The organism is Pedobacter quisquiliarum (assembly GCF_014642175.1).
GTDB lineage: Bacteria > Bacteroidota > Bacteroidia > Sphingobacteriales > Sphingobacteriaceae > Pedobacter > Pedobacter quisquiliarum.
This window is the reverse complement of the sequence record NZ_BMIL01000004.1, coordinates 28,342-52,823: the sequence shown is the minus strand read 5'-3', so window position 1 is coordinate 52,823 and position 24,482 is coordinate 28,342. Positions and strand designations below refer to the sequence as shown.

Genomic DNA, 24,482 nt, shown 5'->3' with positions numbered 1-24,482 from the left:
GCATTCCAGCTATTTTACGCGTTTTCACCTGGTATTACCTTCCATAATTTTGCACTACTAACCGCTGGCCATATTATGTATGCTGTTTTATGTAGCTAACAGCTCGCTAACAGCGCACTCGTACTCAGCAAATTACCTTAAAGAATTCAGAAGTTAATCTAACTTTAAAAATAATTTAAAAAGTATTTAACATTTAGCATAAATACTTACTAAGTTTGGCTTCTTGAATCTGGTAATGAACGCGATAGAAGAAAAAAGTCAGTGGCTTAAAAACGATATCATTAAGCAGCTTTATTACAAGCACCCTTTGTCCTTAACAGAGCTTAGCAAATTGAGTAATAAAAGCTTGCCGCTGATTACGAAAATTGTACAGCAGCTAGTTGCAGAAGGCTATGTGATAGAGCAAGGTCTTGGCCCCTCAACAGGTGGCAGACGCGCATCCAGGTTCCTACTGAATGCAGACAAGCAGAAGTTTATTGTCTCTGTCGCGATGGATCAATTCATCACCCGGATGATGATCTGCGATCTGCGCAACACAAGCCGATCTGAAATTGCAAGCATGGAGCTGCCGCTGATGAACAATCCGGAGGCAACGACACAACTTGCAACGTTCATTCAAAGCAATTTAGCCGCATCAGGCATTCCTAAAACACAACTTCTTGGCGTGGGCATCGGTATACCGGGCTTTGTAAATGCTGAACTCGGCATCAGTCACTCCTACCTACCGACAAATGATGGCAGTCCATTGGCCGCATACCTTTCCGCCGAACTTCAGCTTCCGGTTTTCATTGACAACGACTCCAGTTTAATCGCATTGGCGGAATTTCGCTACGGTGCAGCTGTTGGAAAGCGTAATGTGATGGTAGCCAACATTGGCTGGGGAACCGGATTGGGCATGATCGTTAATGGTCAGCTTTACCGCGGCAGCAGTGGTTATGCAGGTGAATTCAGCCACATCCCCCTGTCGAAGTCGGACGACCTTTGTTCCTGTGGCAAACGCGGCTGCCTGGAAGTGGAAACCTCCCTTTCGGTAATGACCGAGCGTGCCAAAGCAGCCATCGCCTCCGGCGCAGCTACCAGCATGCGCCAACTGGCAGCTGATAAAAGCAGAAATATTGAACAGGTCTTCTTGGAAGCCGCTAAAGCACATGATCCATTAGCCGTATCCATCTTGTCGGAAGCGGCATTTATGATCGGAAAGGGACTGTCAACACTCATCCACATCATGAACCCGGAATGCATCGTGTTAAGCGGCCGTGCTGCCGTAGCTGGTAAGGTACTACTGCCACCAATACAGCAGGCACTGAATGAATTTTGTATTCCAAGGATTGCCAGTCAGACCACCATCGTGCAGTCAGAACTCGCAGAAAATGCAGAGCTGCTTGCCGCAGCAAGCCTGGTCATGGAACAGGCGGAATTTAAATAGAAGCACACAGCATATATCATCATAACAATCAACCTAAACCACAATTAACATTAAACAGAAAACAATCAAGCCACAATCAATTAAACAGTTCACCAAAATTTTAAACCACTAATACTTAGACCATGAAACAGATCTATGCCCGATGCTTAAGTATGTTGATGCTGACTTTACTCAGCATAACAGCTTTTGCGCAAAACACCGTGACGGGTACGGTAAAGGACGCCAAAGGGGAAGCAATTCCCGCTGTGAGCATCTTAGTTAAAGGAACCACGCAGGGCGTAAGCTCGGATGCAGAAGGAAAATTCAGAATTGCCGCTGAAAAAGGCAGTGTCCTGATCTTCCGCTACATTGGTTTCCAAACACAGGAAATCACCGTAGGTGCATCAAACAGCATCAACGTGGTGCTGGCAGATGAAAGCAATAACCTGAATGAAGTTGTTGTAACGGCATTGGGTATTCAGAGAGAGAAGAAATCTTTGGGTTATGCCGTACAGGAAGTTAAAGGTGAATCCCTTGTAGAAGCCCGTGAGCCAAATGTGGTGAATACCTTGTCGGGAAAGGTTTCCGGCTTACAGGTAACCCGTTCCAGCAACGGTCCTGCAGGATCATCAAAGATCACCTTAAGGGGTAACAACTCCCTGACTGGTGACAACCAGCCTTTGATCGTAATTGATGGGGTGCCTGTGAACAACTTCACTGGTGCGACAAACAACGATTACTTCAACCCTTCCATTGATTATGGTAACGGACTTTCCGACATCAACTCTGAAGATATCGAGAGTGTATCCGTACTTAAAGGCCCATCTGCATCTGCCCTTTACGGATCCAGAGCAGGTAACGGGGTGATCTTAATCACCACCAAAAGCGGCCGCATCCAAAAAGGATTGGGTATTACCGTGTCTTCAACCTTCGGGATTGAAAACATCTTTACCCGCCCTAAAATGCAGAATGATTATGCACAGGGTGATGAAAACGGCTTTGATGCACGTGTAGGTACCAGCTGGGGACCAAAAATTACCGGTCAGACAGTAACCAACTGGAGAGGCGAAGAAGAAGCTTTAAGTGTACACGACAACCTTGCAAACTATGCAGAACAAGGTTTCAGCTCTAACCAGAGTGTGTCTTTACAGCAGCAGTACAAATCGACTTCGGTTTATACTTCCTTCAACAGGCTGGATGACAGAAGTTTGATTCCAGGTGCTAAATTGCAGCGTACCAACTTACTTGCAAGAGCAATCAGCAAGTTTGGTGAGGACGACCGCTGGACAATGGACACCAAAGTGCAGTATACTAACTCCAATGCACAAAACAGACCTGCGAGTGGTGCAAACCTGAACAACGTATTTGCAACCTTATACCAGTTTCCAAGATCATTGGACATCCGTCAGCTTAACCCAAGTGTAGACCCGGTGACCAACAGAATGATCTGGTACAACACCAGCAGTGCACAGCTAAACCCTTACTGGGCAAAAGACTATAACCTGAACCAGGATGTGCGTGACCGTTATTTATTGAACGGATCCTTGAAATACCAGATCAACGACTGGTTGAATGCAGAAGTTAGGGCCGGTGCCGACAAGTTTACGACCACTACAGAAGGTAAATTGTACGGTGGTTCTCCATCAAACGCTGGCGGTATGTACAGCTTAGGTAAACAAACCTTTACCGAGACCAACTTCAGCTTCTTGCTTTCTGGTCAGAAAGACAACGTGATCGACAGATTGGGTGGTAACTTCACCGTTGGTGGAAACTTAATGTCTCAGCAAAACAGTGGCTTGAACGCCAACTCTGGACAGTTAAACGTACCGAACTTGTTCTCCTTGAACAACGGTATAAACAACCCGACAGTTGAGCAAATATACAATGAGCGCCGCATCAACTCCGTTTACGGAACATTGGGTGTAAACTGGGACGGCTATGTGTTCTTAGACGGAACTTTCCGTAACGACTGGACCTCTACTTTGAGCCCGGCGAACCGCTCTTTCTTCTACCCTTCTGTAAACTTATCCCTTGTGGTTACAGATATGTTGACCAAGCTCGGCTCAACAGTGCCAGCCTGGATCAGCTATGCGAAGGTTAGAGCTTCTGCAGCTTCCGTGGGTAACGACTTACCGGCATACCAACTATACAACACTTACAACATTGGTAAAGACCCGAATGGCGCAACCACAGGTTCCAGAAATGATATTCTTTATGATCCAAATGTTAAGAATGAGTTGATCAAATCTTACGAAGCTGGAGCGGAACTAAGATTATTTGCAAGCCGCATTGGTTTAGACTTCTCGATCTATAAATCGAATGCGACCAATCAGCTGCTTAACCTGCCGATGGACCCGCTTAGTGGTTACAAGTTTATGAAGATAAACAGCGGTGATATTCAGAACTCAGGTATTGAGCTTACGCTTGATGGACAGATTCTAAGAAGTGAAACCGGATTGAACTGGAACATGGGTGTGAACTTCTCCCGCAACAACAACAAAGTAATTTCGATTAAGGACGACCTGGATGTATATCCATTGGGTGGCTTTGACGATGTAGCTGTGAACGCGGTGAAAGGTCAGAAATACGGTGAGATCTATGGTAGTACCTTTGCAAGGGTAAACGATCCTTCTAGTCCTTTCAATGGTCAAATGATCCTTGATAACACTGGGCTACCAAGCATTGGCGCACAGAACCAGCGTTTGGGTAACCAACAGGCAAATGCTTTGCTTGGTATTACCAACACATTTGCTTACAAAGGTTTTAACCTGTCGTTCTTAATCGACGGCCGTTTCGGTGGAAAGATTTTCTCTGCAACACTTGCACAGATGCAGTTGAATGGTACTTCAGACAGAACAGTTGTGAACGGTCAGCGTGAAAATATGGTTGTTCCGGGTGTGATTCTGAACACCGCAACCAACACGTATGAGCAGAATACAAAATCGGTTACACCGCAACAATACTGGGAGTCGGTAGCAGGTGCAGGTAGAAACCTGGGTATTACGGAGGCGAACTTATATGACGCGTCTAACATCCGTATCCGGAACATCAACCTGGCTTATAACTTCTCACCGAAGATGCTGGAAAAAACGTTTATACAACGTGCAAAACTTGGCGTATCCTGCAATAACGTATGGCTTATTTCCAGCCACATGAACGGCCTGGATCCAGAGTCAGTGTTTGCGACCAACACGAATGCGACAGGTTTTGAGAATGGTGCAGCACCAACAACCCGTTCATTCTCTTTTAACTTAACCTTAGGTTTTTAATCTACCCCGCTAAAGATCATGAAACACATTATAAAGAAATCATGCATGCTTGTAGCCGCAACCTTAGTGCTGGCATCATGCAAGAAATTTGAAGAAATTAACGTAAATCCTGTTGCTGCCAACGATGAGCAGGCACAGGTGGAATACTTCATCAACGGCTCTATCATGGGCGCGCAGATGAATCCGGATGTTGCAGAACGTTCTTTCGTTTTGTACTGGAAAGCTGCAGGCCGTCAGATGTCGGAAGGTGGAACCTTTTCTGTAGGTAACTACAACGACCAGTGGACAAGCGTGTATTACGACCAGGTTGCCAGATGGCTGAATGCGACCAACACGGCCATTCAATTGGGCGAGAAGCAAACGGAAGCAGGTCTTGCAAAACCACATACGCCAAACCTGATTCAGGTGGCGCGGATCTGGAGAGCATACCTGATGAGCGAAATGTCTGACAACTTCGGACCAATTCCGGTGAATGGTTTTAATGGAACCAATCCAGAATTTAACGACGTAAAAACCGTGTACTACCACGTACTTGCGGAGCTTGCAGATGCAAGTCAGAAGCTTAACCTAACTGTTCAGAACCCATCAGGACTGGATAAACAAGATCCGGCTTTTGGGTACAACTATGCAAAATGGCGCAAGTATGCGAACTCGCTACGTATGCGTTTAGCAATGCGCTTATCCGAAGTTGATCCGGCTAAGGCACAATCAGAGTTTGAAGCGGTAATGACTGCTGGTGGCGCGTCGAATGACTTCATCACCAGCATGGATGAAAGCTTCCAGGTACAGGAAAGAGATGGCTGGAGTGATTTGAGTGGCGTTATGAGTCGCCCATGGAATGCACAACCCATTTCTGCAACCATCAACAACCTGATGATCGGATTGGGTGGCATTAAGTCTGCAGACGTTTTGGCACCTAAGTTCCAGTCGTACATCAAACCGGCAAACTGGCTTGGACAGTACTATCCGGAGCAATTTGCAACCAAGACCAATGCACCAGGTGCGGGATTCTGGCTTAACGGCTTGCCGGAAGTTATGGACCCACGTGCGTACGTGCTTTTCAGCATCCCTGGGGACGTGGAAAGTGCAAACTTCCCGGATCAGAATTCAGATGATTTGTTAACGGTTAGAAACCTGAGAGATGCTGCTGGAAACAACATCAAGGCAATTGATGCGAAATACAGCTGGAATGCGAGGATCAATGGTGCATGGGGACCTAAAACAGCCTTAAACCAGGTGTATAACTTCACTGGCGCGATGCCGCGTTTGAACATGCAGTTCCGCACCAGCACCAATAAACGCGTATTCTTCGGTCCCTGGGAATCTTACTTCCTGATTGCTGAAGCTGCGGTTCGTGGCTGGAACACGCCGATGACCGCACAGGCGGCATATGAGATGGCAATCCAGAAAAGCTTCCAGTATAATGGAACGCAACTTGGCGGTTACCTGACTTCTGAAAGCTACAACCGTGTAGGTACTTCTGTAAGCTGGAACCATACGACTGAACCAACAAGTCGCGTGATGGAATATGAAGAAGGATTAACGGGTACAAAACGTACTATTACGGTAGGGTATCCTAAGAATGATCTATATAAGAATGGTACCGTTAAGAACGACCATTTGACCAAGATCATCACGCAGAAGTTTATTGCGCAAACCCCTTGGTTGCCATTGGAGACCTGGAACGATCACAGAAGAACAGGTTTACCTTTCTTTGAAAACCCGGTGATTGAGATTCCATTGCAGACGCTTCCGGCATTAACGGATGCGACATACATGACGAGCAATGTGCAGTTCTTTCCGCAGCGGTTAAGATATCCATCAAGCTTGAAGAATACCAATGCTGCAGGCTATGGTCAGGCATTGTCTGATTTAGGTGGCAAAGACGAAGTGCTGACCCCGTTGTGGTGGGCGAAGAAGTAATCACGAGATTGCGATAGAAAGGGGATGCCGTTTGGCATCCCCTTTTTTTTGTGCTGTTGAGGGGGTGGGTGAAGCCGCCCGTGAAGGGGTCGCTGAAGCTGGGTTTTTAACTTTATCCCCTTAATTTTGGAGGTTTATGTTAAGCCGCCCATGAGGGGCTCGCAGAAGTTGGGGGTTTCAGTTCTCCCTCGAAATTTTGAGCTTTATGTTAAGCCGCCCATTAGCGGGTCGCTGAAGCTGGGTTTTCCAGTTTCGGCTTTACCCGCGAACCTTTGAAGGTACGCTGGATGGCCTTCTACGGTAATGCTGAAATCATACCACCCGAAGCTTTTGCTAAGTTCCAGCACTGCTGATGCGGTTCCTGCTTTTAGGCTGATGGTTTTAGCTTTTGTCTTATATGCATTGTCCGTGATCGTGATTTTTCCTTTTGCAGTTCCCCTGAACTGCAGCTCTATGTTGCCAGACAGCTTTTTTGGATCGAGCCGGTTTGGCTGCGCGCTGCAGCTTACTTCTAATTTCGGGTTGTGTTCCCCAGCTTTGAACTCGCGGTAGAAGCCATTGGGCCCATAAACTTCGATGTGGTACATCCCCTTTTCGAAAATCCCTATTGGAAACTCATCACTGACCTGATCGCCAGCTTTTACCGCATAATGCCTGCTGTTCATCTTCGCCCAGCTTTGCTTGGCATTTGCGTGTGCACTTGTATTTGCTGTTGCGTTTGTGTTTGCTATTGCTTTCGCTGTGTTTCCTGGCATGTAGACAATGAATGGTGCGCCAGCACTTTTTTTACCGAAAGCTTCCGCTTTAGCGGCAAAAACAAGCTTAAGCTTGCCTTCAGTATACTTTGCATTTACTTCCAGCTGATAGGGCAGCGCGTTTGAAGGCCTTACGCCTTTTTCCTGGCTGGTGATGTGTTGGGTTGTAAATTCCGAAGGTAAAGCCTTGAATTTAGCGTTGTGGATGCTTTGCAGAAAAGCTTCCTTGTTTAGTGGTTGCGGCGCTTTGGATTGCTGGTCATCCGCGGTTCTGAATATTGAACTTAGATCCCCACAAACCGTCCGCCGCCAGTCGCTGATCTGCGGTTGCTGCACCTGCTTTCCGGTTTTGGCAGACAGGAAGTGCTCCAGGAACTGGAGATTGGAGGTGTGATCGAAGACCTGCGAGTTTACCCAGCCGCCTTTTGTCCATGGCGATACAACCAGCATGGGCACCCGGAAGCCCAGCCCGATCGCGCTTTCGCGCTGCTCTTTGAAGCCTCGCGCCTCTTCCTGCGCTGCGGAAACAAACTCCACGCGGGTGTCTATGCCTTTGGATGCTTTTCCGCTGCTCGGCTTAGCGGTATGCGGCGGCAGGAATGGTGGCACATGGTCAAAGTAGCCGTCGTTTTCATCGTAGGTGATGATAAAGATGGTCTTCTTGAACACTTCTTCATTTTTGGTGAGGATGTCCATGACTTCAGAGATGTACCAGGCGCCGTACCAAGGGGCACCGGGATGATCGGAGAAATTGCAGGGTGGCACCAGCCAGGAGACCGTTGGCAGTTCCCCGCTTTCCACGTCCTTGCGAAACTGATGGAGCACATCTCCTTTTGGGATTTTCATGTTGCGCGTAGCGCCAGCTTCTTCATATTGCATGTCTACCAGCCTGTGGTAATCTGGGTCATCGCGGTTGGTGACAAAGGCTTTCTTATGGATGTTTTTTTCACGTTCCGTTAATGCGTCATACCGCGCCTGGGTCCATTGCTGCTGATCTGCAAGGACCTTTGTTAAGCGTGCTTCCTTTTTCTTCAGTGCTTCTTGTAGTTTCTTATCATTCGGCTGCTGTGCGATGGTTGCTTTGAGTTTTTTGATCTCCTCAGGAAGCGTCTTCGCCTGCTGCTCGAGGTATTTCAAGTGTTCCGGATGTAAGCGGACGTTGAATTGCCTGAAGAACTCCAGATCATTGTCGGTGAAGTTGGAGAGCCAGTCGGCCTCCTCCCCTTCGAACCCCACTGGAATACTGAGTTCATTCTGGTAGGTTTTCCAGGAAATACCGAGGTCTTCAAGTCTTTCCGGGAAGGTAGTCCATTGAATGTCCTTATGGTCGATCTCGTCATTCCAGACATGGGCCTTTGAATCTTCCTGCTGCTCCGCCCGGATGGTGCCGCTCCAGAAGAAGAGGCGGTTGGGACTAGTGCCGGTGAGCGAAGAACAGAAGTGCTGGTCGCACACGGTGAATGCATCTGCGAGGGCGTAATAGAAAGGGAGGTCCTCCCGATTGTAGTAGCCCATGGTGAGCGGCATCTCCTGGAACTCCGGCTTGCCGGACTTTTTCGCATCCAACCAGTTATCGTTTTTGCCGCCGTTGAAGGCATCCACCTGGTTTTCCCAGGAATGCGGTAAGGAGCTCATCCAGGTGGACCTGGTACCTTTCAGGTTCAAGCGGAAAGGCGCGTAGGTTTTACCCGCAGCATTGCTTTGCTGCCATACGGGATGACCGCTGGATAGCTTCAAAGCCCTGGGATCATTGAATCCCCGTACCCCCTTTAGCGTACCGAAACAATGATCAAAGGAGCGGTTCTCCTGCATGAGGAATACGACATGCTCCGCATCAAGGTAGGTGCTGCCAGTTTTTGCATCTATGGCCAGTGCTTTTTGGATGGCCGCAGGAAACACGCTGAAAAGGCCCGCAGCACCACTTAGTAATCCTGCTTTTTTGATGAATGCTCTTCTATCTTCGTTCATTAGTTTCTTCTCTTTTTTCGTATATTTTCCATGCTTCAATGCGGTATCAATACCTGGTATACGATTCAGATTACGTTTTTAAGGTAAGAAATATATTCTTACAGGTAATTTAAGAAAGTGTTAAGACTTGCAGAAAGCGGTTGATAGGATATTAGGTATTTTAGAAATGTTAAGAATTAAAGATATTGTAGTGAATATCTTAGATATAGAACTCAAGACGCATCAGTATGGAGGAAGAACAGAAGCAAATAATAGTAGATTACATCACTGCGTACAACAACTTTGACATCGCCGGGATGGCGAAACATCTGGATGAAAACGTCGTCTTTGAAAATATATCCAATGGTGAGGTGACGCACCGTACAGTAGGGCTTGCTGCATTTGTCAATCAGGCCGAAACAGCAAAGGGATATTTCAAGGAGCGGGAACAAACCATTACTTCCTGGACTTTCTCCGGACATCAGGTTAAGGTTGACATTACTTATCGTGGGGTCTTGCAGGTTGATATTCCAAATGGGCCTAAGTCGGGGGAAACACTTAACTTAACAGGGCGATCTGAGTTTGACTTCTTAAACGGGCGGATCATTGGTTTGAAAGATATCAGTTAAATAACATCATTAAACGCAAAAGATGGGAAGGTGAAGATGAAGCATTTTGCGAAAGACTTCGCGATGGCCTACAATGACTACATTGAACATACCTCAGGAATGCAACAGCAAGATTAAACTTACGCAGTGGAGCACTTTATAATTGACACCCAAACCTTCAGTGATCTGGAAATATTTACCGCGAAGGTGGGTTCCAGCTCCATTTATGATCTATTTAAACATACCAGAACCTTGGCTGCAAGGAAACGGTTGATAACGATCATGGAAAGTCCATCCAACAATCTGGGCGATATAATACTAAGAAGAGATGCCATTAAGTACTTCTATGATCATCAGATCTGCCTGCAGATTAAGAACGAGGAGATTGATCTCGTAGACTTCTACCTGAAAAGTAAGTTTCCTGCATTTAAGAACAATCCACTTGATGCCCTCGCCGACTATGCGAAGCGCAACTCGAGCAATGATTACTACGTGATCAAGACTGGGCAGCGCTATTTGATCCAGTTGTCGCGGTACCTACTTGAATTTATAGCGCAATATAATCGTGAAAGTGCACCGCCCTATTTACACTCGATCTTTGATCAGATCACGGGCATTATCGTAAATGGCGTACTCTCCAAGGCCACGTTGCTGGATGAAAAGCGTTTAAGTTTTTCAGACATCACCCGGTTAGACCGGGCATTACGAGGTGCAGAAAAAGAAAACATCAACTTGCTGCTGGAGCTCGTTTATGAACTGGACATCTTCGAAAACATCGCATTAGTGGCCGCGGCAAAGGACTTTTCTTTTCCGGAATTTACTACATCCGCTGGCATCAGGCTAAACATAGAGGGCTTATTTCATCCGGCAATCAAAAACGCGGTGAGAAACAACATGGGTTGGGTGAGCAGCAGAATTTAATGTTCTTCACCGGTTCCAATATGGCTGGCAAATCTTCTCTACTGAAGTCGCTAGGCTTGATCGTCTACCTCGCCCATCGGGGCTTTCCCGTTCCGGCCGCAGCTGTTGAACTAACGGTATTTAATGGGCTGGTTACAACCATAAACCTGCCCGACAACATCAACCAGGGGCTAAGTCACTACTACACGGAGGTCAAACGGGTGAAGGAAGTTGCAGAGCATCTGCTGGAGCATGACCGCATGTTCGTCATCTTCGATGAGCTGTTCAGGGGCACAAACGTGAAAGACGCATTTGATGGCTCGTCTCTGATCATCTCGGAACTCTCGACCATAAAAACTGCTGCTTTCATCATTTCTACGCACATCATAGAGCTTGCTGCAGAATTGCAACAGTTTAGCAACATCTCTTTTCAATACATTGACACCTACTTTGAGCATCAAGCGCCTGTTTTTACGTACAAATTGATGGAAGGGATATCAAAGGAAGCGCTGGGCATGTACATTGTCAGGAATGAAGGCATCGTAGAGATTCTTCAAAGGGCAGCGAAACTGACTAACAAGCGACAGCTGGTTAAGCCCAGCCTCACGGAGCAGCCGGACTACTAAAGGCCGCATAATAGCTATGGAGGTAAATTGGTAGCCTTATTTTTACAGGAGGATATCGTAACATCAGTTATTTTTAGCCAAAATAATTCACTCATGTTCAAGAAGATATCCCTTTTTACAATCGTAGCAGTCCTTGCCTTTTCGGCCCAAGCCCAGAGAAAACCCCGCCCGTATTCCATTAGCATTATGAACAAGACTAAAGTCAAGCTGGATACCGCGCAGATAAACGCGTCATTTATGGCGACATACCCAGGTTTCGCCGCAGCGGATAGTTATCGCACCAAGCGGGAGGTTACCATGCGCGTCATTGATACAGCGAAAAAGTTCACATTGACCGCTAAACCAGGAGAAATCGTGGTTAACAGCCGATGGATAAAAAAGCAAGAGAACTCCAAAGCCTTTCAGGCGCATCTTCAAACCGCCCTTCACAAGAACTGGAATTCTGTAGATACCATTAAGCGGGGTGATTATCAACTTGTGTTCATCAACAAGAATTCAGCTTTCAACCCAGTGATCCAAAAAGAGCTTATAGAAACATACTTCAAGGTGTTCCCTGTGCTTGTAAGTACGTTCAATGATAAGACCACGCACGATGTGTTGTTCGTAACGGACACTGCTTATAAAGGTGTTGCGGAAGCCAGCGGAAACCGCATCCTGTTTAGCACCACGTATATGAATGCGCACCCGACAGATATCGACATTGTGACACATGAAGGGATGCACCTGGTGCAAGGATATGGTTATGGATCCGGACCGGTGTGGTTGACAGAGGGCATCGCCGATTTCATTCGCTATAAATATGGAGTGGATAATATAGGATCCAAATGGTATTTGCCGGAGTTTACCGCGAAGCACAACGAGAGAAAATATGAGAATAGCTATCGGATAACCGCCCGTTTTTTTGAGTGGATAGATCAAAAGGTTAAACCTGGGGTGATCATCCAGATAGATAAAGAGCTTAGAAACCACACCTATAATCAGGATACCTGGGTGAAGTTATCCGGTAAAACCATTGACGAACTCTGGGATATGTATGCCAAGAATCCAGAACTGGATTTGAAGTACAGTGGAAAAGAAAGAAGTTAAAGGGTCCCCAGGCCCATAAACACACTTAACAGCAATGGTTCTTCGTTGAATTTGTGACTAGTTCATCGTTGGACCGACGAATATAATTATAGCTGCCGCCATAGTCACAAACAGGCCGGCAGCTATACCACCACCCACCAATACGGTGTGCCAAGGGGTACGCCGGTGTTTGTTCTTCTTGAAAGCAGCCTCCCGGTAAGCCTTCACGTAGATGGAGTCTGTTAATAATGCCATATTCCCCGTACTGCTTTGTGTGGGTTTAAAATAATCTGAAGTTACCGGTAAACGGCGCTTATGGGTTTTCCATACATCATCCTGCAGCCTGAATTTCCTTGCATCTGCACGAGCTAGTTTCACTAGGCTATCCTGGTGTGCAGACTGACATCGCGCAGCAGAGGTTAAAATTGTAAGACACAAAAAGAGGTATAATGCTTTAAACATCTGGTGAAGTCGTAAATAATAGCAATTGCTGTCCGCCGTAAAGCTATCAATTCTCAGCGTTGTTGCCGTGCCGCAACCCTTTCTATTTCCGGCAACATTCTCTTGTACGCTTCCAGATCCCAGGCTATGTTCATGGCCTTTGCGTATTCCTGCATGGGAATGAGGCCCATGGATTTCCGGCGATCGTCTACCCCATCTGGCGCTTCAATAGGATAGAAATACTTCTTGCCGGTTTCTTTATCCGAAAATCCCTGGCTCCCATATAGCTGCTTTAATCCCTTTCGCATACGTACGCGGTCTTCTAAAAGCGCCAGATTACTGGATAGTAATTTACCCTGCTTCTCTGCTTCATGGATGATTGGCAGGTATGCCTCCTGCGTTTTCAAGTCCGCATGCTGGATGATCAGAAACAACCCCTGACTGGCATTCATGCCCACATCCTGCGGGCCTAACCACCCGTGTTTAGCGATGATGGCTTTTGCTGCTGTAAGGTTTTCCAGATCTTGTTTCCGCATTATGGCCAGCAGACTGTCTGCCCTGGCCGCGCCCGTTTTCTTCTTTGTCGCCTCCAGATAGTTGTACCTGGTAAGTTGATCTATTTTATAGAGACTATCCAGGAGCGTCTTAGCCGGTTTATTGAACTTTGCACTGTCAATCTCAAAGGATATAACTTGGGCGTTTCCTTTAAAACCGACACAAACAAGTAGGATAAAAATGTACGTAAGCTTAATGTAATTCATGTTTGAGCGAATGTTTTCTAATCTATATTGTAGCTGATTTCAAAATTAAACTACAGATTACTTGCAGATATCTAAATACAATTGCAGCTGGCTCCAAGGTTAAAACAGCTCATTGCACTGGTTCCATAATCACTACAATTCAATTTCAGGTAAATTCATATTACAACTACAGCTCAATGGCAGCTATTTCCCCAGTAAACTACAGCCCCTTAGCAGGCAGATGTTAATCGTATTTCTTCCAACCAAAAGACGGTGCAATTGCATGCGTGTTCCTAAAGAAAACCAGCCCATCAAAAACCTCAACCGCGACCGCATCTATTGCTGTCGCTGCCTCATCCCTTTTGGCAGATGAGAAAATTGCACCTATCGATCTTAAGGATTTTTTCTTAAAAAGCAGATCAGCTAAGGCAGCCTTCCCTTTAACAGATGCAAAATCAAGGTAGAAATTCGAAACACCAGTTTCATTAAACGTGTACTCCAGCGCGTTTTTGCTTGTCTGAGCCACCTGGAATACCGCACTTTTTCCACTATCCCGATCCTGAGCCCTAAATTCACCTTTGTAGAAACTAAGTCCTAAAGCATAATACCTGGTGCCGAAGGTCTTCCCAAGTAGTGTACCGACATTCTCCCAGCCGCCGATCATTGGTCTTCTCGCGATATGTAGATTATGCGCCAAAAATATAAGCTTACCGCCATTCTCACGTTTCAGAATCCAGTTTATATTATCCAGCATGGATTTATCGCGGATTGCTGACGACACTTTCCCCTGCCCGGCCATCCGGAACGCGATGACCTGCAAGATCGTATTCAGGGAATTTCTAAAGGTGCTAGTGTCCGGATGTGCCGCAAGCTCAACCTTTACTTCCTCAGCCAGATGCTTTAAAGCAACTTCTTCTGCTTTAGACAGCGACTTGGTGTGCCATGCGCTCAGCACCTTCATTCCAGCAACAGATTCAGGACTTAAAGGCTTTTTCAACACCTGTTTACCGCCTAAAACCTCGCCTATGATCATCGGAACGGTCATGTCACAACCGTAAATATGAACCCTGCTGTTTATGTCCTTTGTTGCGTTGTAGTCCTTTAACCAGGTTATGGTTTCCAGAAAATCAGGGTTGTTCCACATCCAGTAGCCCATATCCTGCAAGCATTTCTGAATGTTGCCTTTTCCGTAAACGATGTAATCGTTCATTGCAAGCGTACTGGAGAAGTCGCTTTCAGTCACAATTGCACGATAGCCATGTTCCCCGACCAACTTCTTAATTATAGCTAGTCTGAAGTCCACGAAATTCTTTGTTCCATGCGTTGCCTCTCCCAGAGCCAGGATTTGATTACCCGAAATCGCCTTACTAAACAGGTCCATGTTCATGGTATAACCTTCCTGTTGATTGGAATCTATTGGAGCCAGTTGACCCTTCAGCGCGTCTACAACCCGATGCTGTGCTTTGGCAGCGGCAGTGGTGAGGAGCAAAATAACAAGCACCCGTAAAATAGCTCTAATCATCATTCCCGTTTGTTTCTGCTGCCTGCATACCAGATTACCTTACTTAATGGTGATGTCGTTAAACACAACTGCTTGTTTCTTATAGTTGGTCGGCGGGTTAGAGAATTCCAGGTTCACCAGTTTTAACAGCTTAACAGCAGGATCAATGCCGTTAACAGTGATCGTCAGTTTAAGGGGAACCTCCTTGAAAACCGTGCTTGCGTACTTTTCCGCGCCGATCTTAATGTCGGATGGTTTATAGGCATTGCCCTGCAAGTCGATTATATCAGCATATCTACCGGGGATGAACTGAACCGTACCGTCGGCCCCATGATTGACAATTAAAAATTCAGGGATAACAGCGTTATTCCCTGGTTGTGCTTTACAGCTCATCAGGTTGAATTCGAAATTACCAGCAGTGGCGGTTTGCAACTTCGACTCCTGAATCTTCAATGTTACGCGGAAGTAATGGTTCTGATCTGAAAGACATTTAACACTATCCTTTAACACCTTGTTCTCTCCTTTCAGGGAAAGTATTGTGCCGTTTAAAGTCTTGATTTGCGCTTGAAGTGCACCTGCATTGGGTGCCTGAGAAAATCCTGCAGAAGCAGAAGAAAGTAAAACAGCGGTGAGCAACATCTTCATAAATTTCTAATTAAGGGAATGTTCATCAATATATAAAAACCTTGTAAATAATTTAAGCTGAAGCAAAAGCAGAAGCAATGAAGTTTCTATAAACCGAGCACTTCGAAACACTACCTTACAATCTCATAAGCCTCCAGGTTGCCCGTTATCTTCTTTTTAGTATAAACAACATCATTGTATTTGAACTCCAGCAGCTTGAAAAACGAACACTTTCTTTCCGATACCGCATCATACCTTAAGTAAATCTTATCTGTAATCGTTGGAGATAAAGTAAGGAAGAACTCACGTCCTCCGTCTGCGTTCCAGGAAATTTCAGTGTTTAGGTAATACATGTTCCCATTTGGCAAGGAATCCAGCTTTACCGGGCTAAGCACCTTCCCGCCATTTTCCATGTAGTACATACTGGTGGCGCTCAACTTATATCCATTTGGATTAGAAGGATCTAACAGATCCACCCCATTGCGATCAAGCAATCGTATAAACGTTGGTTCAGGCGGTGTAAAACAGCTAATTATTTCTTTGGAGCAAGAAAGGACAAACAAGAGGCAAATTGCTGCGAGCAGCATTCGTAATTTAAACATGAGCGTTGCGGTTAGGGCTAATTTACTATCCAAAGTTAAAATAACCAGCATATTCTTCAATAAATTGAAAGGCCAGTACGTACAAAAGCAATTTTTCAAAGGATTAACCAGCATATTCTTTAAAAAACTGAAAGGCTAGTACATTCAAAAGCATTTCTTCAAAGAAGTAATCAGCATACTCTTCAATGAACTAAAAGGTCAGTACATACAAAGGCATTTTTTCAAAGAATAATCCAGTATATGCTACAATAAAATGAAAAGCTCGCGCGTACAAAAGTATTTCTTCAAAGATTAAATATGCATACCTTAACCTGCAAGCAACTTATGGCCAACGCATTGATAACAATCAAACCGCATTGCTGATAATACATGTAATACAAGAATATTCTATGGAACAAAACTTAGATCAAATGAAATATCCGATCGGGAAATTTCAACAGCCATTACACATCGACAAACAACAGATCGACCACTGGATCAGCATCATTGAAGCATTTCCGAAGCAGTTAAGCGAAGAAGTGCGCAACCTCAGGGAACAGGATCTTGAAAAACAATACCGCCCAGGGGGTTGGACCATCAGGCAAGTGCTGAACCATTGCGCAGACAGTCACATGAACAGCATGATCCGCTTTAAACTTGCACTCACGGAAGATACGCCGACCATCAAACCCTACCATGAAGACCGATGGGCGGGACTCTCAGATTCAAAGGACATCCCTGTTGAAAGTGCCTTGAAGATGCTGGAAGGCTTACACGAAAGGTGGGTGCACTTGCTTAAAGGACTTTCTGAAAGCGACCTGGAAAGGCAGTTCATACATCCTGACAACGATGCATTGATTTCTTTGAAAACCAATATTGGCATCTATGCATGGCATTGCGAACACCACCTCGCGCATGTCAGGAATGCTAAATTAAGATAGCGCTCTAACAGCAGGTTGGCCAGTTTTCTTCCCCATCCAGCCCAAGCTGGTGTGCCTAGAATGTTATTGATGCTGAAGTGCTGGTGGATATAAGTTTCGAGTTCGGTCATTTCACCCGGCTCCAGACTTCATAAATGGGATCACCCTTGGAGCTCTTCCCGCTATGATGCCAGTCCCCGTTTTCCAACTTCCCTTCAAAAGAAAGCGAAGCGCCAACACGTGAGTTGTCCCTCGAGAAAAATTCAATGGTTTCGGTGTATTTACCGTCGCTGAAGGTGTAAGTTCCCCCACCGGTGCCAGAAAATTCCTTTTTCTCCGGATCTATGGCCGCCCACTGAAAACGAGTGCCGGTAAGAATTTTGTAAGTCTGTCTTGAGCCCGTTTGATGAATGGGCGTAAGTTTACCATCCTGCATGCGAGAAGTGATCCGCCATACACCAGCCAGGGGCGCAGAACTATCATCAACCCGCTGCCAGTTTTGCGTTTCCCCGTTGGTGGATAGCTTAACCGTCTTCCCGGAAATGGAATATTTTGCGGTCAACTGCTTACCCACTTCCTCCCGATCTGTTGAATTAAAAGAAACTTTCAAGTTCAAGGCATCCCCAGTGCTCGTATAGGTTCCACCACGACTATAAGCAAACTGCTTGTCAGCCTTATTGTACACCGTATGTGAGAAGAAACCGTCCTGAAATATCAGTATTTGTTCTTTGTCGGCTTCTTTAATCTGCCATGCCCCGGAGATCCCCGAACGACTTGATTGTGCGAATGTGCTGCTGATGGCCATTACGGCAAGCAAACATACGACCAGTAAGATTTTACTTTTCATAGCTGGATAGATTTGACATTCAAGTTAGCAATTCCTTTTTTGAACTTGGCCTTTAGCGGTTATTTGCACTCAAATTATCTAAATAAGGTAGGATAGTTTCGTTTAAGATCTCTACAAGTGCCTCATCCATATACTGATATTCATCCGGGATATCCAGTACAATCATTTCCTTATTGAGCACATCTGAAGAAAACTTCTGCTGTAATCTCTTCTTATGGTCCCTTTCCATAACAAAGATGATATCTGCCCAGACCAGTAATTTTTCATTCACGCGAACCCTCGCGGATTCAGCAGTTCCTGCCGAGCGAACTTCATAGCCGTTTAAACGCTTAAACAGGTCCTCTGCGGTTCTGCTGCGCCATTTATTTCTGCTGCATATAAAAAGTAAATTCATTTGGGAACGTTTATCCAGCTACACGGCTTAAATATTTTCTCTATTGATGTAAAACACCAACGCGATTTTGTTAGAAGTTCATCATGGATTCGCGTAGCCATAAACTTAGGAAAAACAGTGCGAAAGAACCTACAAAGTATGTAATTACAGCTATTCGGCCGTTCCGGTTCTGCCGCGTAGATTGATCTTTAAACTCCTTCATAATCCTTGTATGGCAGTCTCGACGCTTCATATAGAATCTCACGATTAGAAAAAGAGGGATTATAAACAGCAAAGGCCAAAGTCGGCCAATTCCTTTCTCCGTTACAAAAAAGATGATTTGTGTTTTTAGAAGAATAGAAACTAATGATGATAGGGTTAGAAAATTTAAAAACAACCCCACAAAAGCTGCTGAGAATACCTTAAAAAACGGCGCTGGTTCTTGTGAATAGTATCTATATAATTGATAATAAAAGTATCTAACAACCTTCATGTTTAGTGTTTAGTAATCCCATGGCAGACCATACTCCACCCACTATGGGATATTCTGCATTCATTCTACTTTTGCGCTGCCGCCGCTATTTCAGCCCCTTGCGTAGCAGGTTCAACCGGCGGTGGCGGTGGTGGAACATCCTTTTTTATAATTGGCGGTGGAAACCTTACCTCGCCCTTCTTGGCGCGTTGGTCTTTCCTTTTACCCCATTCCGAGAAGAAACCGGCGGCGCTGGCGGTGGCTGAGGTGGCACATTCTTTTTAACAATCGGCGGCGGGAAACGCACATCATCCCGCAACCCTAAAGTCTTGGTATCTTTCCCGGTAAACTCCAATGCACCTGAAGCACCACGGTCACCATACTTGGCCTTCGCTTCGCTTGCATTCAGCTCCACCATCTTATCAAAACCTTGCACCTGCATAATCACGCCAGATTGCGTACTATTGCCATTGATCACCACGAGCCGATTATCATATTCCACAACACGCTTGCCCTTTGCATCTAGCTTATGGTTCAAGCGGTAAAATTTGACCTGCTGCACGACGGGTTCCTGCACAACAGATACACTCCCCTGCTCCAGCGTATTGGACCCTAGCGGCGAATCTTCTACCATGCGCTGCTCCGGATAAAGGTCCACCAAAGCATAGTCCTTACTAAACGTCACGGTGGATGCGAAAAGCATTCCGCCCACAAGGGGTACCGTTAACAGCAGTTTGAGCCTGGCTCTTCCTGCCGATCTTTCTTTGTTTAACATACTTATTCTCCTTTTTAATATTGAGGGATTGAATATTTGATTGGTCAGGTAGCTGGGCTTCACTCCAAACGAATTTTGAATCAGAAACATCGCATATTCATGTTTATGCATAGCCTCCCGCGTTGTCAGCTCATCAGCAATATACTCGTGGAGCAGCTTCACTTCCTGCTGCATCAGCCATACAACTGGATTGAACCAGCTGAGAATCTTCAGCACTTCAAAAAACAGGATATCCAGGCTATGGCGCTGCTGAATATGTACCATTTCATGTTTTAAGATAGTATCCTGCCCCGCGCTTGCGAGGTTTACGAACAGCAGATTAAAGAATGAAAATGCCGCCTGCGTATTGTGCAGCTCCAGATAAACAATGTCGCCCAACTTGCGCCTTCTTGCCCTGGCTGCTATAGCCAGAATTCGGTAAACGCTAACCAGTAATTGAACAGCAAAACAAGCAGCCACCAACAGGTATATGTACAGTGGCGCTTCGCTCAGCGACAAGCCGTACAAACGACTTCCGCTATCACTGAACTTCGGGTCCACAAAAACCAGATCCAGATCCCTAACATTACCAAACAGCTGATTTAAACTGCCAATCCGCAGCAGCGGAATCACAAAGGACAGCACTGATGTAAAAATCAGATAACATCTGTTTAGTCCGTAAAAGGTCTCCCGCTGCAGAATAACCAGGTAGAAGCCATAACATATCCCCAGATACAGATTGGCTTCGAGCAGGTAATACAGCCAGGTCATGATTTCTTGTTTTTAAGCTTTTCAGCCATTTGAATAAGCGCATCCAGTTCGTCCATGTCCATATTCTTCTCCTTGACTAAAAAAGAAACAAGACTTTGATACGAGTTTTCGAAGTAATTGTTCATGACCTTATCGAATGCGAAATGCTTGTACTGCTCTTCCGTGATCACCGGAAAATAGATGTGCGTATTCCCTATCGCTTTATGATCCACAAACCCCTTTCCTTCCAATACCCGGATCACCGTGGACACTGTATTGTACGCCGGCTTGGGCGGGTCCATCTTCTCGATGACCTCCTTAACAAGTGCTTCCTTCATGTCCCATAAGATCAGCATCACCTGTTCTTCCGCTTTTGTAAGCTCTCTCATACCCAGTATTTTATTGATAATTGAAGTTACTACTATTTTTATAGTTTGCAAACTATTTTTGTAGTTAGGCGGGATTTATTTTTAAAATCAACCAATAGCCGTGGATATGCGGGAACATGCCAACGGGAGCAAAAGGTATAAACCAAGCGCGGGCAGAACCACAAACAACCCGTACATCAGCCGCCTATTGTTCGCCTTTTGTTCGCCTTTTGTTCGCCTTTTGTTCGCCTATGCTTCGCCTCCAGGCGAACAATACCCGGCGGAGAGGCAATCAACACGCGATTAATCGCCTTACCCGTGCTATTCTTATTACGCTGACATTACATTCAAAATAACCACTTATGTAACTATTCAAACCTATTGCTTAACTTTGTATTATGATTGAACTTCCGGTTGTTTCAGCGAATCCCGTACAACGTAAACCTGACTGGCTAAGGGTTAAACTTCCAGTGGGTAAAGAATATGCGCAAGTGCGCAGTCTGGTTGACACCCATAAGCTACATACCATTTGTGAGAGTGGAAATTGCCCGAACATGGGTGAGTGCTGGGGTGCCGGAACTGCAACCTTCATGATCCTGGGTAACATCTGTACCCGGTCCTGTTCCTTCTGTGCCGTTGCGACCGGTCGTCCGTTAGCTGTTGATCTTGGCGAACCGGATCGTGTAGCACAATCTGTAAAACTGATGCAGGTTAAACATTGCGTAATTACTTCGGTAGACCGTGATGACCTGAAAGATGGTGGTTCCATCATCTGGGCAGAAACTTTACAGGCGATTCGCAGGGAAAGTCCGCAAACCACGCTAGAAACGCTGATTCCTGATTTCAGAGGTATCTGGGATAACCTGTACCGTGTGCTGGAAGAACGTCCTGAAGTGATGTCGCACAACGTGGAAACCGTTAGAAGACTTACCAAACAAGTACGTATCCAGGCTAAATACGATAGAAGTCTGGAATGCCTGAGAAGAATTTCGGAGTTCGGCTTAAGGACAAAAACTGGTATCATGCTGGGTCTTGGTGAAACGGAAGATGATATCTATGAAGCAATGGATGATCTTGTGGCCAATGGCGTTCACATCCTGACTTTAGGGCAATACCTGCAGCCAACAAAAAACCACCACCCTGTTGTAGACTGGATCCATCCGGATCAGTTTGCGAAGTACAAGGAAGTTGGTTTGGCAAAAGGCTTAAAATACGTGGAAAGCGGGCCATTGGTGCGTTCTTCATACCATGCAGAAAAACACTTGTTTGACTTCTAAAACAAAAGCATGCTGTTCTTGTTGTTGATCAGTATTCCAAGCAATTTTGACAACTCCAAAGAAATTAAAGCTTTCAGAAGAAGAACTGGTTCAAGCCTTGAAGAACCAGGACATCACCGTTATGCGTGCCTTGTACGACATGTATGGCGCTGCATTGCTCGGTGTGATTTTAAGAATTACCCAGCACACGGAGTTGGCGGAAGACCTGTTACAAGAAACTTTTCTGAAGATCTGGCATGCTGCTGAAAAGTATGATGCTACAAAAGGGCGCCTGTTTACCTGGATGATGAATATTGCAAGAAATCTTGCCATCGACAAACTTCGTTCGAAGGACTTCAAGAATTCCGGAAAAAACCAGGACATTGAAAATAACGTAGCTGTTATTGACAATCAAAAAAAACAAATTATTAACATTGAACTTTTGGGACTGCGCGATTTGGTAACAGGCCTTAAACCTGAACTTTCCAAGGTGTTGGAAATGGTATATTACAATGGTTTTACCCATGCCGAAGCTGCGGAGGCTTTAAACCTCCCCTTAGGTACGGTGAAAACCAGGATTAGAACGGCAATAGTAGAATTAAGAAAGCAGTTTAATTAGTGGAAGAGCATAAAGCATATATCGAATCCGGAATTCTCGAACTTTACGTTCTAGGGCAACTGTCTGCGCCTGAAATGTTAGAGGTGGAGCGCATGGCTGCGTCTGCTCCCGAGATTAAACGTGAGCTGGAGGCAATTGAGATTGCCCTGGAAGCGTATGCGATCGAAAATGCTGTTGAGCCTCGTGAGGACCTCTTCAATACACTTGAAGCTAAACTAAATCCTGTTCAGCAAACTTCATTCAGCATTCAACCACCACCACCTGTTAAGGTTGAACAGCGTTCCAATAAATCACTGATGTATGCGCTCGCTGCCTGCGTTGGACTGCTTGTTGTAAGTGGCATCGCGCTGATTAATGCGCATGTTGAACTCGGCAAGGCACAGCAACAAATCATCGCCCTGCGTACGGAGACAGACCGTTATGCCAAAGGCATGAATGTGCTGAAGCAAACCAATATCGAGCTACAGACTGTGGCAGACATGATTGATGATCCAAACTGGGCAATTGTTCAGCTTGCCGGAACAAAAACTTCTCCTGCGTCAAAAATGATGGTGTACTGGAACCGTAAGAGTCAGGATGTGGTGCTGGATAAATCCAGGATGAAACTGCCGGAAAATGATCAAGCGCATCAATACCAACTTTGGGCATTGGTTGGCGGTAAGCCTGTGGATCTTGGTGTATTCGATGTAAAAACAGATTCTGCACAGATCCTACTCCGGATGAAAGAAATTCCGAAAGCAGAAGCCTTTGCCGTAACGCTTGAAAAACGTGGTGGTAGCGTAAACCCAACCATGGATCAGATGGTGGTCTTTGCCGGGGTATCTATTTAAGTAAAGCTTTTAAAATTTCTGGGATGTGTTTCGCAACTTGCGAGGCCGTAACGACATATCTGTTGGCTGCCAGGGCATCCCCTGAGCTTCCATGGACGTTACAAGCAAGAACTGCCGCATCTGAAGGCGTATAACCCTGCGCAATCAATGCTGCCACCAAACCAGTGAGCACATCGCCCATGCCACCCTGCGCCATCGCCGAGTTGCCGGTCTGATTGATGTACACGCTGGAGCGCTGATCTATTATAAAGGTGTACTGATTTTTAAGTACGATGACAATCTGGTATTTTTTGGCCATCTCCCTGGCCGTTTGGATGCGGTGAAACCAGGTGTGGTGCTCCCCAAAAAGTCCGTCAAATTCTTTCATGTGCGGCGTTAGCACTGAACCTTCGGGGATGCTGCCCAGGTACTCCGGTTCTTTAGCCAGCAGATTGATGGCATCCGCATCGATAACCACTGGTTTGTTTCTGGAAAATGCGGCTTGTAGTAATCCCGCAACGGGTTCATCTCTTCCCAATCCCGGCCCTATGGCAATGCTATTGAATTTCTCGAGGTTTGTTCTGTCTTCTAACGCTTCCCTGCTTAGGTACATCACTTCCGGCAAAGCCGTGTTTAAAGCGGTAAGTCCCAATGCCGGGATAGATGCGGTTGTCAACCCTGCGCCCCCGTAGAGGCAGCCAGTAGCACAAAGCAGTGCCGCGCCCATGGTTTGCTCCTGCCCTGCAATGATGAGCGCATGGCCGTAAGTACCTTTATGACTGAAAGACTTTCGTGGCCGCAGCAGGCGCTTTACATCCTGAGCAGTAATCAACTTGTAAACGGCTGTACTTGTCAGCCCTTCGCCTACGATAATCGCAGCTGGTGCGGAATTGTCTGGTAGATAGTTGCTCAGGATCTTATGGCTCATG

General features: G+C 45.8%; 23 protein-coding genes. 11 read left to right on the top strand and 12 right to left on the bottom strand.

Going from position 1 to position 24,482, the window contains the following annotated elements:
- Positions 1–235: 235 nt before the first annotated feature.
- The 3 genes from IEW69_RS06865 (at position 236) to IEW69_RS06855 (ending at position 6,597) form a co-directional block, all read left to right on the top strand.
- Complete coding sequence (locus tag IEW69_RS06865) at positions 236–1,426, top strand: ROK family protein (protein ID WP_188626105.1); 1,191 nt, start codon at positions 236–238, stop codon at positions 1,424–1,426.
- A gap of 122 nt (positions 1,427–1,548) precedes the next feature.
- Positions 1,549–4,674: a SusC/RagA family TonB-linked outer membrane protein gene (locus IEW69_RS06860; RefSeq protein ID WP_188626104.1), complete on the top strand. Its 3,126-nt coding sequence runs from the start codon at positions 1,549–1,551 to the stop codon at positions 4,672–4,674.
- 18 nt (positions 4,675–4,692) lie between these two features.
- The gene (locus IEW69_RS06855) at positions 4,693–6,597 is read left to right on the top strand and encodes a SusD/RagB family nutrient-binding outer membrane lipoprotein (protein ID WP_188626103.1); all 1,905 of its coding nucleotides are present in this window, start codon (positions 4,693–4,695) and stop codon (positions 6,595–6,597) included.
- A 203-nt stretch (positions 6,598–6,800) separates the two neighbouring features.
- On the opposite strand, the gene IEW69_RS06850 is transcribed toward IEW69_RS06855, so the two are convergent.
- On the bottom strand, positions 6,801–9,320 hold the full coding sequence (locus tag IEW69_RS06850; protein ID WP_188626102.1) for a phosphocholine-specific phospholipase C: 2,520 nt from the start codon (positions 9,318–9,320) through the stop codon (positions 6,801–6,803).
- A gap of 227 nt (positions 9,321–9,547) precedes the next feature.
- On the opposite strand from IEW69_RS06850, the gene IEW69_RS06845 reads away from it, so the two are divergent.
- The 4 genes from IEW69_RS06845 (at position 9,548) to IEW69_RS06830 (ending at position 12,519) form a co-directional block, all read left to right on the top strand.
- Complete coding sequence (locus IEW69_RS06845; RefSeq protein ID WP_188626101.1) at positions 9,548–9,928, top strand: nuclear transport factor 2 family protein; 381 nt, start codon at positions 9,548–9,550, stop codon at positions 9,926–9,928.
- Between the two features lie 126 nt (positions 9,929–10,054).
- On the top strand, positions 10,055–10,828 hold the full coding sequence (locus IEW69_RS06840; protein ID WP_188626100.1) for a hypothetical protein: 774 nt from the start codon (positions 10,055–10,057) through the stop codon (positions 10,826–10,828).
- Positions 10,828–11,433, top strand: coding sequence for a MutS-related protein (locus IEW69_RS06835; RefSeq protein ID WP_188626099.1), 606 nt, complete (start codon positions 10,828–10,830; stop codon positions 11,431–11,433). Before IEW69_RS06840 ends, IEW69_RS06835 begins: the two co-directional genes overlap by 1 nt.
- Before the next feature lie 186 nt (positions 11,434–11,619).
- Positions 11,620–12,519, top strand: coding sequence for a basic secretory protein-like protein (locus IEW69_RS06830; protein WP_188626098.1), 900 nt, complete (start codon positions 11,620–11,622; stop codon positions 12,517–12,519).
- Between the two features lie 57 nt (positions 12,520–12,576).
- Here IEW69_RS06830 and IEW69_RS06825 read toward each other — a convergent pair whose 3' ends face one another.
- The 5 genes from IEW69_RS06825 to IEW69_RS06805 all read right to left on the bottom strand — a co-directional run bounded on the left by IEW69_RS06825 (position 12,577) and on the right by IEW69_RS06805 (position 16,406).
- Positions 12,577–12,960: a hypothetical protein gene (locus IEW69_RS06825; protein WP_188626097.1), complete on the bottom strand. Its 384-nt coding sequence runs from the start codon at positions 12,958–12,960 to the stop codon at positions 12,577–12,579.
- Positions 12,961–13,013: 53 nt separating this feature from the next.
- Positions 13,014–13,700 (bottom strand): DUF6624 domain-containing protein, encoded by a 687-nt coding sequence (locus IEW69_RS06820; protein WP_188626096.1) that lies wholly within the window; start codon positions 13,698–13,700, stop codon positions 13,014–13,016.
- Positions 13,701–13,923: 223 nt separating this feature from the next.
- Positions 13,924–15,204 (bottom strand): erythromycin esterase family protein, encoded by a 1,281-nt coding sequence (locus IEW69_RS06815; RefSeq protein WP_188626095.1) that lies wholly within the window; start codon positions 15,202–15,204, stop codon positions 13,924–13,926.
- 36 nt (positions 15,205–15,240) lie between these two features.
- Positions 15,241–15,825: a hypothetical protein gene (locus IEW69_RS06810; protein WP_188626094.1), complete on the bottom strand. Its 585-nt coding sequence runs from the start codon at positions 15,823–15,825 to the stop codon at positions 15,241–15,243.
- A 110-nt stretch (positions 15,826–15,935) separates the two neighbouring features.
- The gene (locus tag IEW69_RS06805; RefSeq protein WP_188626093.1) at positions 15,936–16,406 is read right to left on the bottom strand and encodes a hypothetical protein; all 471 of its coding nucleotides are present in this window, start codon (positions 16,404–16,406) and stop codon (positions 15,936–15,938) included.
- 410 nt (positions 16,407–16,816) lie between these two features.
- Between IEW69_RS06805 and IEW69_RS06800 the strand changes: the two genes are divergently transcribed.
- Positions 16,817–17,326, top strand: coding sequence for a YfiT family bacillithiol transferase (locus IEW69_RS06800; protein ID WP_229663544.1), 510 nt, complete (start codon positions 16,817–16,819; stop codon positions 17,324–17,326).
- 106 nt (positions 17,327–17,432) lie between these two features.
- Here the strand turns inward: IEW69_RS06800 and IEW69_RS06795 are convergent, their stop codons facing one another.
- From IEW69_RS06795 to IEW69_RS06780, 5 genes are all read right to left on the bottom strand, one after another.
- Positions 17,433–18,152, bottom strand: a complete 720-nt coding sequence (locus IEW69_RS06795; protein WP_188626091.1) for a DUF4488 domain-containing protein — start codon at positions 18,150–18,152, stop codon at positions 17,433–17,435.
- Between the two features lie 52 nt (positions 18,153–18,204).
- The gene (locus IEW69_RS06790) at positions 18,205–18,546 is read right to left on the bottom strand and encodes a low molecular weight protein tyrosine phosphatase family protein (protein WP_188626090.1); all 342 of its coding nucleotides are present in this window, start codon (positions 18,544–18,546) and stop codon (positions 18,205–18,207) included.
- Between the two features lie 70 nt (positions 18,547–18,616).
- Positions 18,617–18,748, bottom strand: coding sequence for a hypothetical protein (locus tag IEW69_RS16965; RefSeq protein WP_262890745.1), 132 nt, complete (start codon positions 18,746–18,748; stop codon positions 18,617–18,619).
- Positions 18,749–19,184: 436 nt separating this feature from the next.
- Positions 19,185–20,522 (bottom strand): M56 family metallopeptidase, encoded by a 1,338-nt coding sequence (locus IEW69_RS06785; RefSeq protein WP_188626089.1) that lies wholly within the window; start codon positions 20,520–20,522, stop codon positions 19,185–19,187.
- Positions 20,519–20,890 carry a BlaI/MecI/CopY family transcriptional regulator gene (locus tag IEW69_RS06780; RefSeq protein ID WP_188626088.1) on the bottom strand — a complete coding sequence of 124 codons (372 nt, stop codon included), beginning with the start codon at positions 20,888–20,890 and terminating at the stop codon, positions 20,519–20,521. Before IEW69_RS06780 ends, IEW69_RS06785 begins: the two co-directional genes overlap by 4 nt.
- Before the next feature lie 377 nt (positions 20,891–21,267).
- Here IEW69_RS06780 and lipA point away from each other — a divergent pair, with 377 nt between their 5' ends.
- Genes lipA through IEW69_RS06765 form a run of 3 tightly spaced genes read left to right on the top strand, consistent with a single transcriptional unit; the run spans position 21,268 to position 23,574 of the window.
- Complete coding sequence (gene lipA, locus IEW69_RS06775) at positions 21,268–22,146, top strand: lipoyl synthase (RefSeq protein ID WP_188626087.1); 879 nt, start codon at positions 21,268–21,270, stop codon at positions 22,144–22,146.
- 46 nt (positions 22,147–22,192) lie between these two features.
- A complete protein-coding gene (locus tag IEW69_RS06770) occupies positions 22,193–22,744 on the top strand; it encodes an RNA polymerase sigma factor (protein WP_188626086.1) in 552 nt (183 codons plus the stop codon).
- A complete protein-coding gene (locus IEW69_RS06765; protein ID WP_188626085.1) occupies positions 22,744–23,574 on the top strand; it encodes an anti-sigma factor in 831 nt (276 codons plus the stop codon). Before IEW69_RS06770 ends, IEW69_RS06765 begins: the two co-directional genes overlap by 1 nt.
- Here the strand turns inward: IEW69_RS06765 and IEW69_RS06760 are convergent.
- Complete coding sequence (locus tag IEW69_RS06760) at positions 23,567–24,481, bottom strand: NAD(P)H-hydrate dehydratase (RefSeq protein ID WP_188626084.1); 915 nt, start codon at positions 24,479–24,481, stop codon at positions 23,567–23,569. The genes IEW69_RS06765 and IEW69_RS06760 overlap by 8 nt on opposite strands.
- Position 24,482: the final 1 nt, after the last annotated feature.

Excerpts from the sequence above, each read along its gene's own strand:
- IEW69_RS06845 (WP_188626101.1), top strand. The coding sequence starts at position 9,548 with ATGGAGGAAGAACAGAAGCAAATAATAGTAGATTACATCACTGCGTAC.
- IEW69_RS06805 (WP_188626093.1), bottom strand. The coding sequence starts at position 16,406 with ATGTTTAAATTACGAATGCTGCTCGCAGCAATTTGCCTCTTGTTTGTC.
- IEW69_RS06795 (WP_188626091.1), bottom strand. The coding sequence starts at position 18,152 with ATGAAAAGTAAAATCTTACTGGTCGTATGTTTGCTTGCCGTAATGGCC.
- IEW69_RS06760 (WP_188626084.1), bottom strand. The coding sequence starts at position 24,481 with ATGAGCCATAAGATCCTGAGCAACTATCTACCAGACAATTCCGCACCA.
- IEW69_RS06850 (WP_188626102.1), bottom strand. The coding sequence starts at position 9,320 with ATGAACGAAGATAGAAGAGCATTCATCAAAAAAGCAGGATTACTAAGT.
- IEW69_RS06815 (WP_188626095.1), bottom strand. The coding sequence starts at position 15,204 with ATGATGATTAGAGCTATTTTACGGGTGCTTGTTATTTTGCTCCTCACC.
- IEW69_RS06785 (WP_188626089.1), bottom strand. The coding sequence starts at position 20,522 with ATGACCTGGCTGTATTACCTGCTCGAAGCCAATCTGTATCTGGGGATA.
- IEW69_RS06780 (WP_188626088.1), bottom strand. The coding sequence starts at position 20,890 with ATGAGAGAGCTTACAAAAGCGGAAGAACAGGTGATGCTGATCTTATGG.
- lipA (WP_188626087.1), top strand. The coding sequence starts at position 21,268 with ATGATTGAACTTCCGGTTGTTTCAGCGAATCCCGTACAACGTAAACCT.
- IEW69_RS06810 (WP_188626094.1), bottom strand. The coding sequence starts at position 15,825 with ATGAAGATGTTGCTCACCGCTGTTTTACTTTCTTCTGCTTCTGCAGGA.
- IEW69_RS06825 (WP_188626097.1), bottom strand. The coding sequence starts at position 12,960 with ATGTTTAAAGCATTATACCTCTTTTTGTGTCTTACAATTTTAACCTCT.
- IEW69_RS06830 (WP_188626098.1), top strand. The coding sequence starts at position 11,620 with ATGAACAAGACTAAAGTCAAGCTGGATACCGCGCAGATAAACGCGTCA.
- IEW69_RS06860 (WP_188626104.1), top strand. The coding sequence starts at position 1,549 with ATGAAACAGATCTATGCCCGATGCTTAAGTATGTTGATGCTGACTTTA.
- IEW69_RS06820 (WP_188626096.1), bottom strand. The coding sequence starts at position 13,700 with ATGAATTACATTAAGCTTACGTACATTTTTATCCTACTTGTTTGTGTC.
- IEW69_RS06855 (WP_188626103.1), top strand. The coding sequence starts at position 4,693 with ATGAAACACATTATAAAGAAATCATGCATGCTTGTAGCCGCAACCTTA.
- IEW69_RS06800 (WP_229663544.1), top strand. The coding sequence starts at position 16,817 with ATGAAATATCCGATCGGGAAATTTCAACAGCCATTACACATCGACAAA.
- IEW69_RS16965 (WP_262890745.1), bottom strand. The coding sequence starts at position 18,748 with ATGAAGGAGTTTAAAGATCAATCTACGCGGCAGAACCGGAACGGCCGA.
- IEW69_RS06865 (WP_188626105.1), top strand. The coding sequence starts at position 236 with ATGAACGCGATAGAAGAAAAAAGTCAGTGGCTTAAAAACGATATCATT.
- IEW69_RS06790 (WP_188626090.1), bottom strand. The coding sequence starts at position 18,546 with ATGAATTTACTTTTTATATGCAGCAGAAATAAATGGCGCAGCAGAACC.
- IEW69_RS06835 (WP_188626099.1), top strand. The coding sequence starts at position 10,828 with ATGTTCTTCACCGGTTCCAATATGGCTGGCAAATCTTCTCTACTGAAG.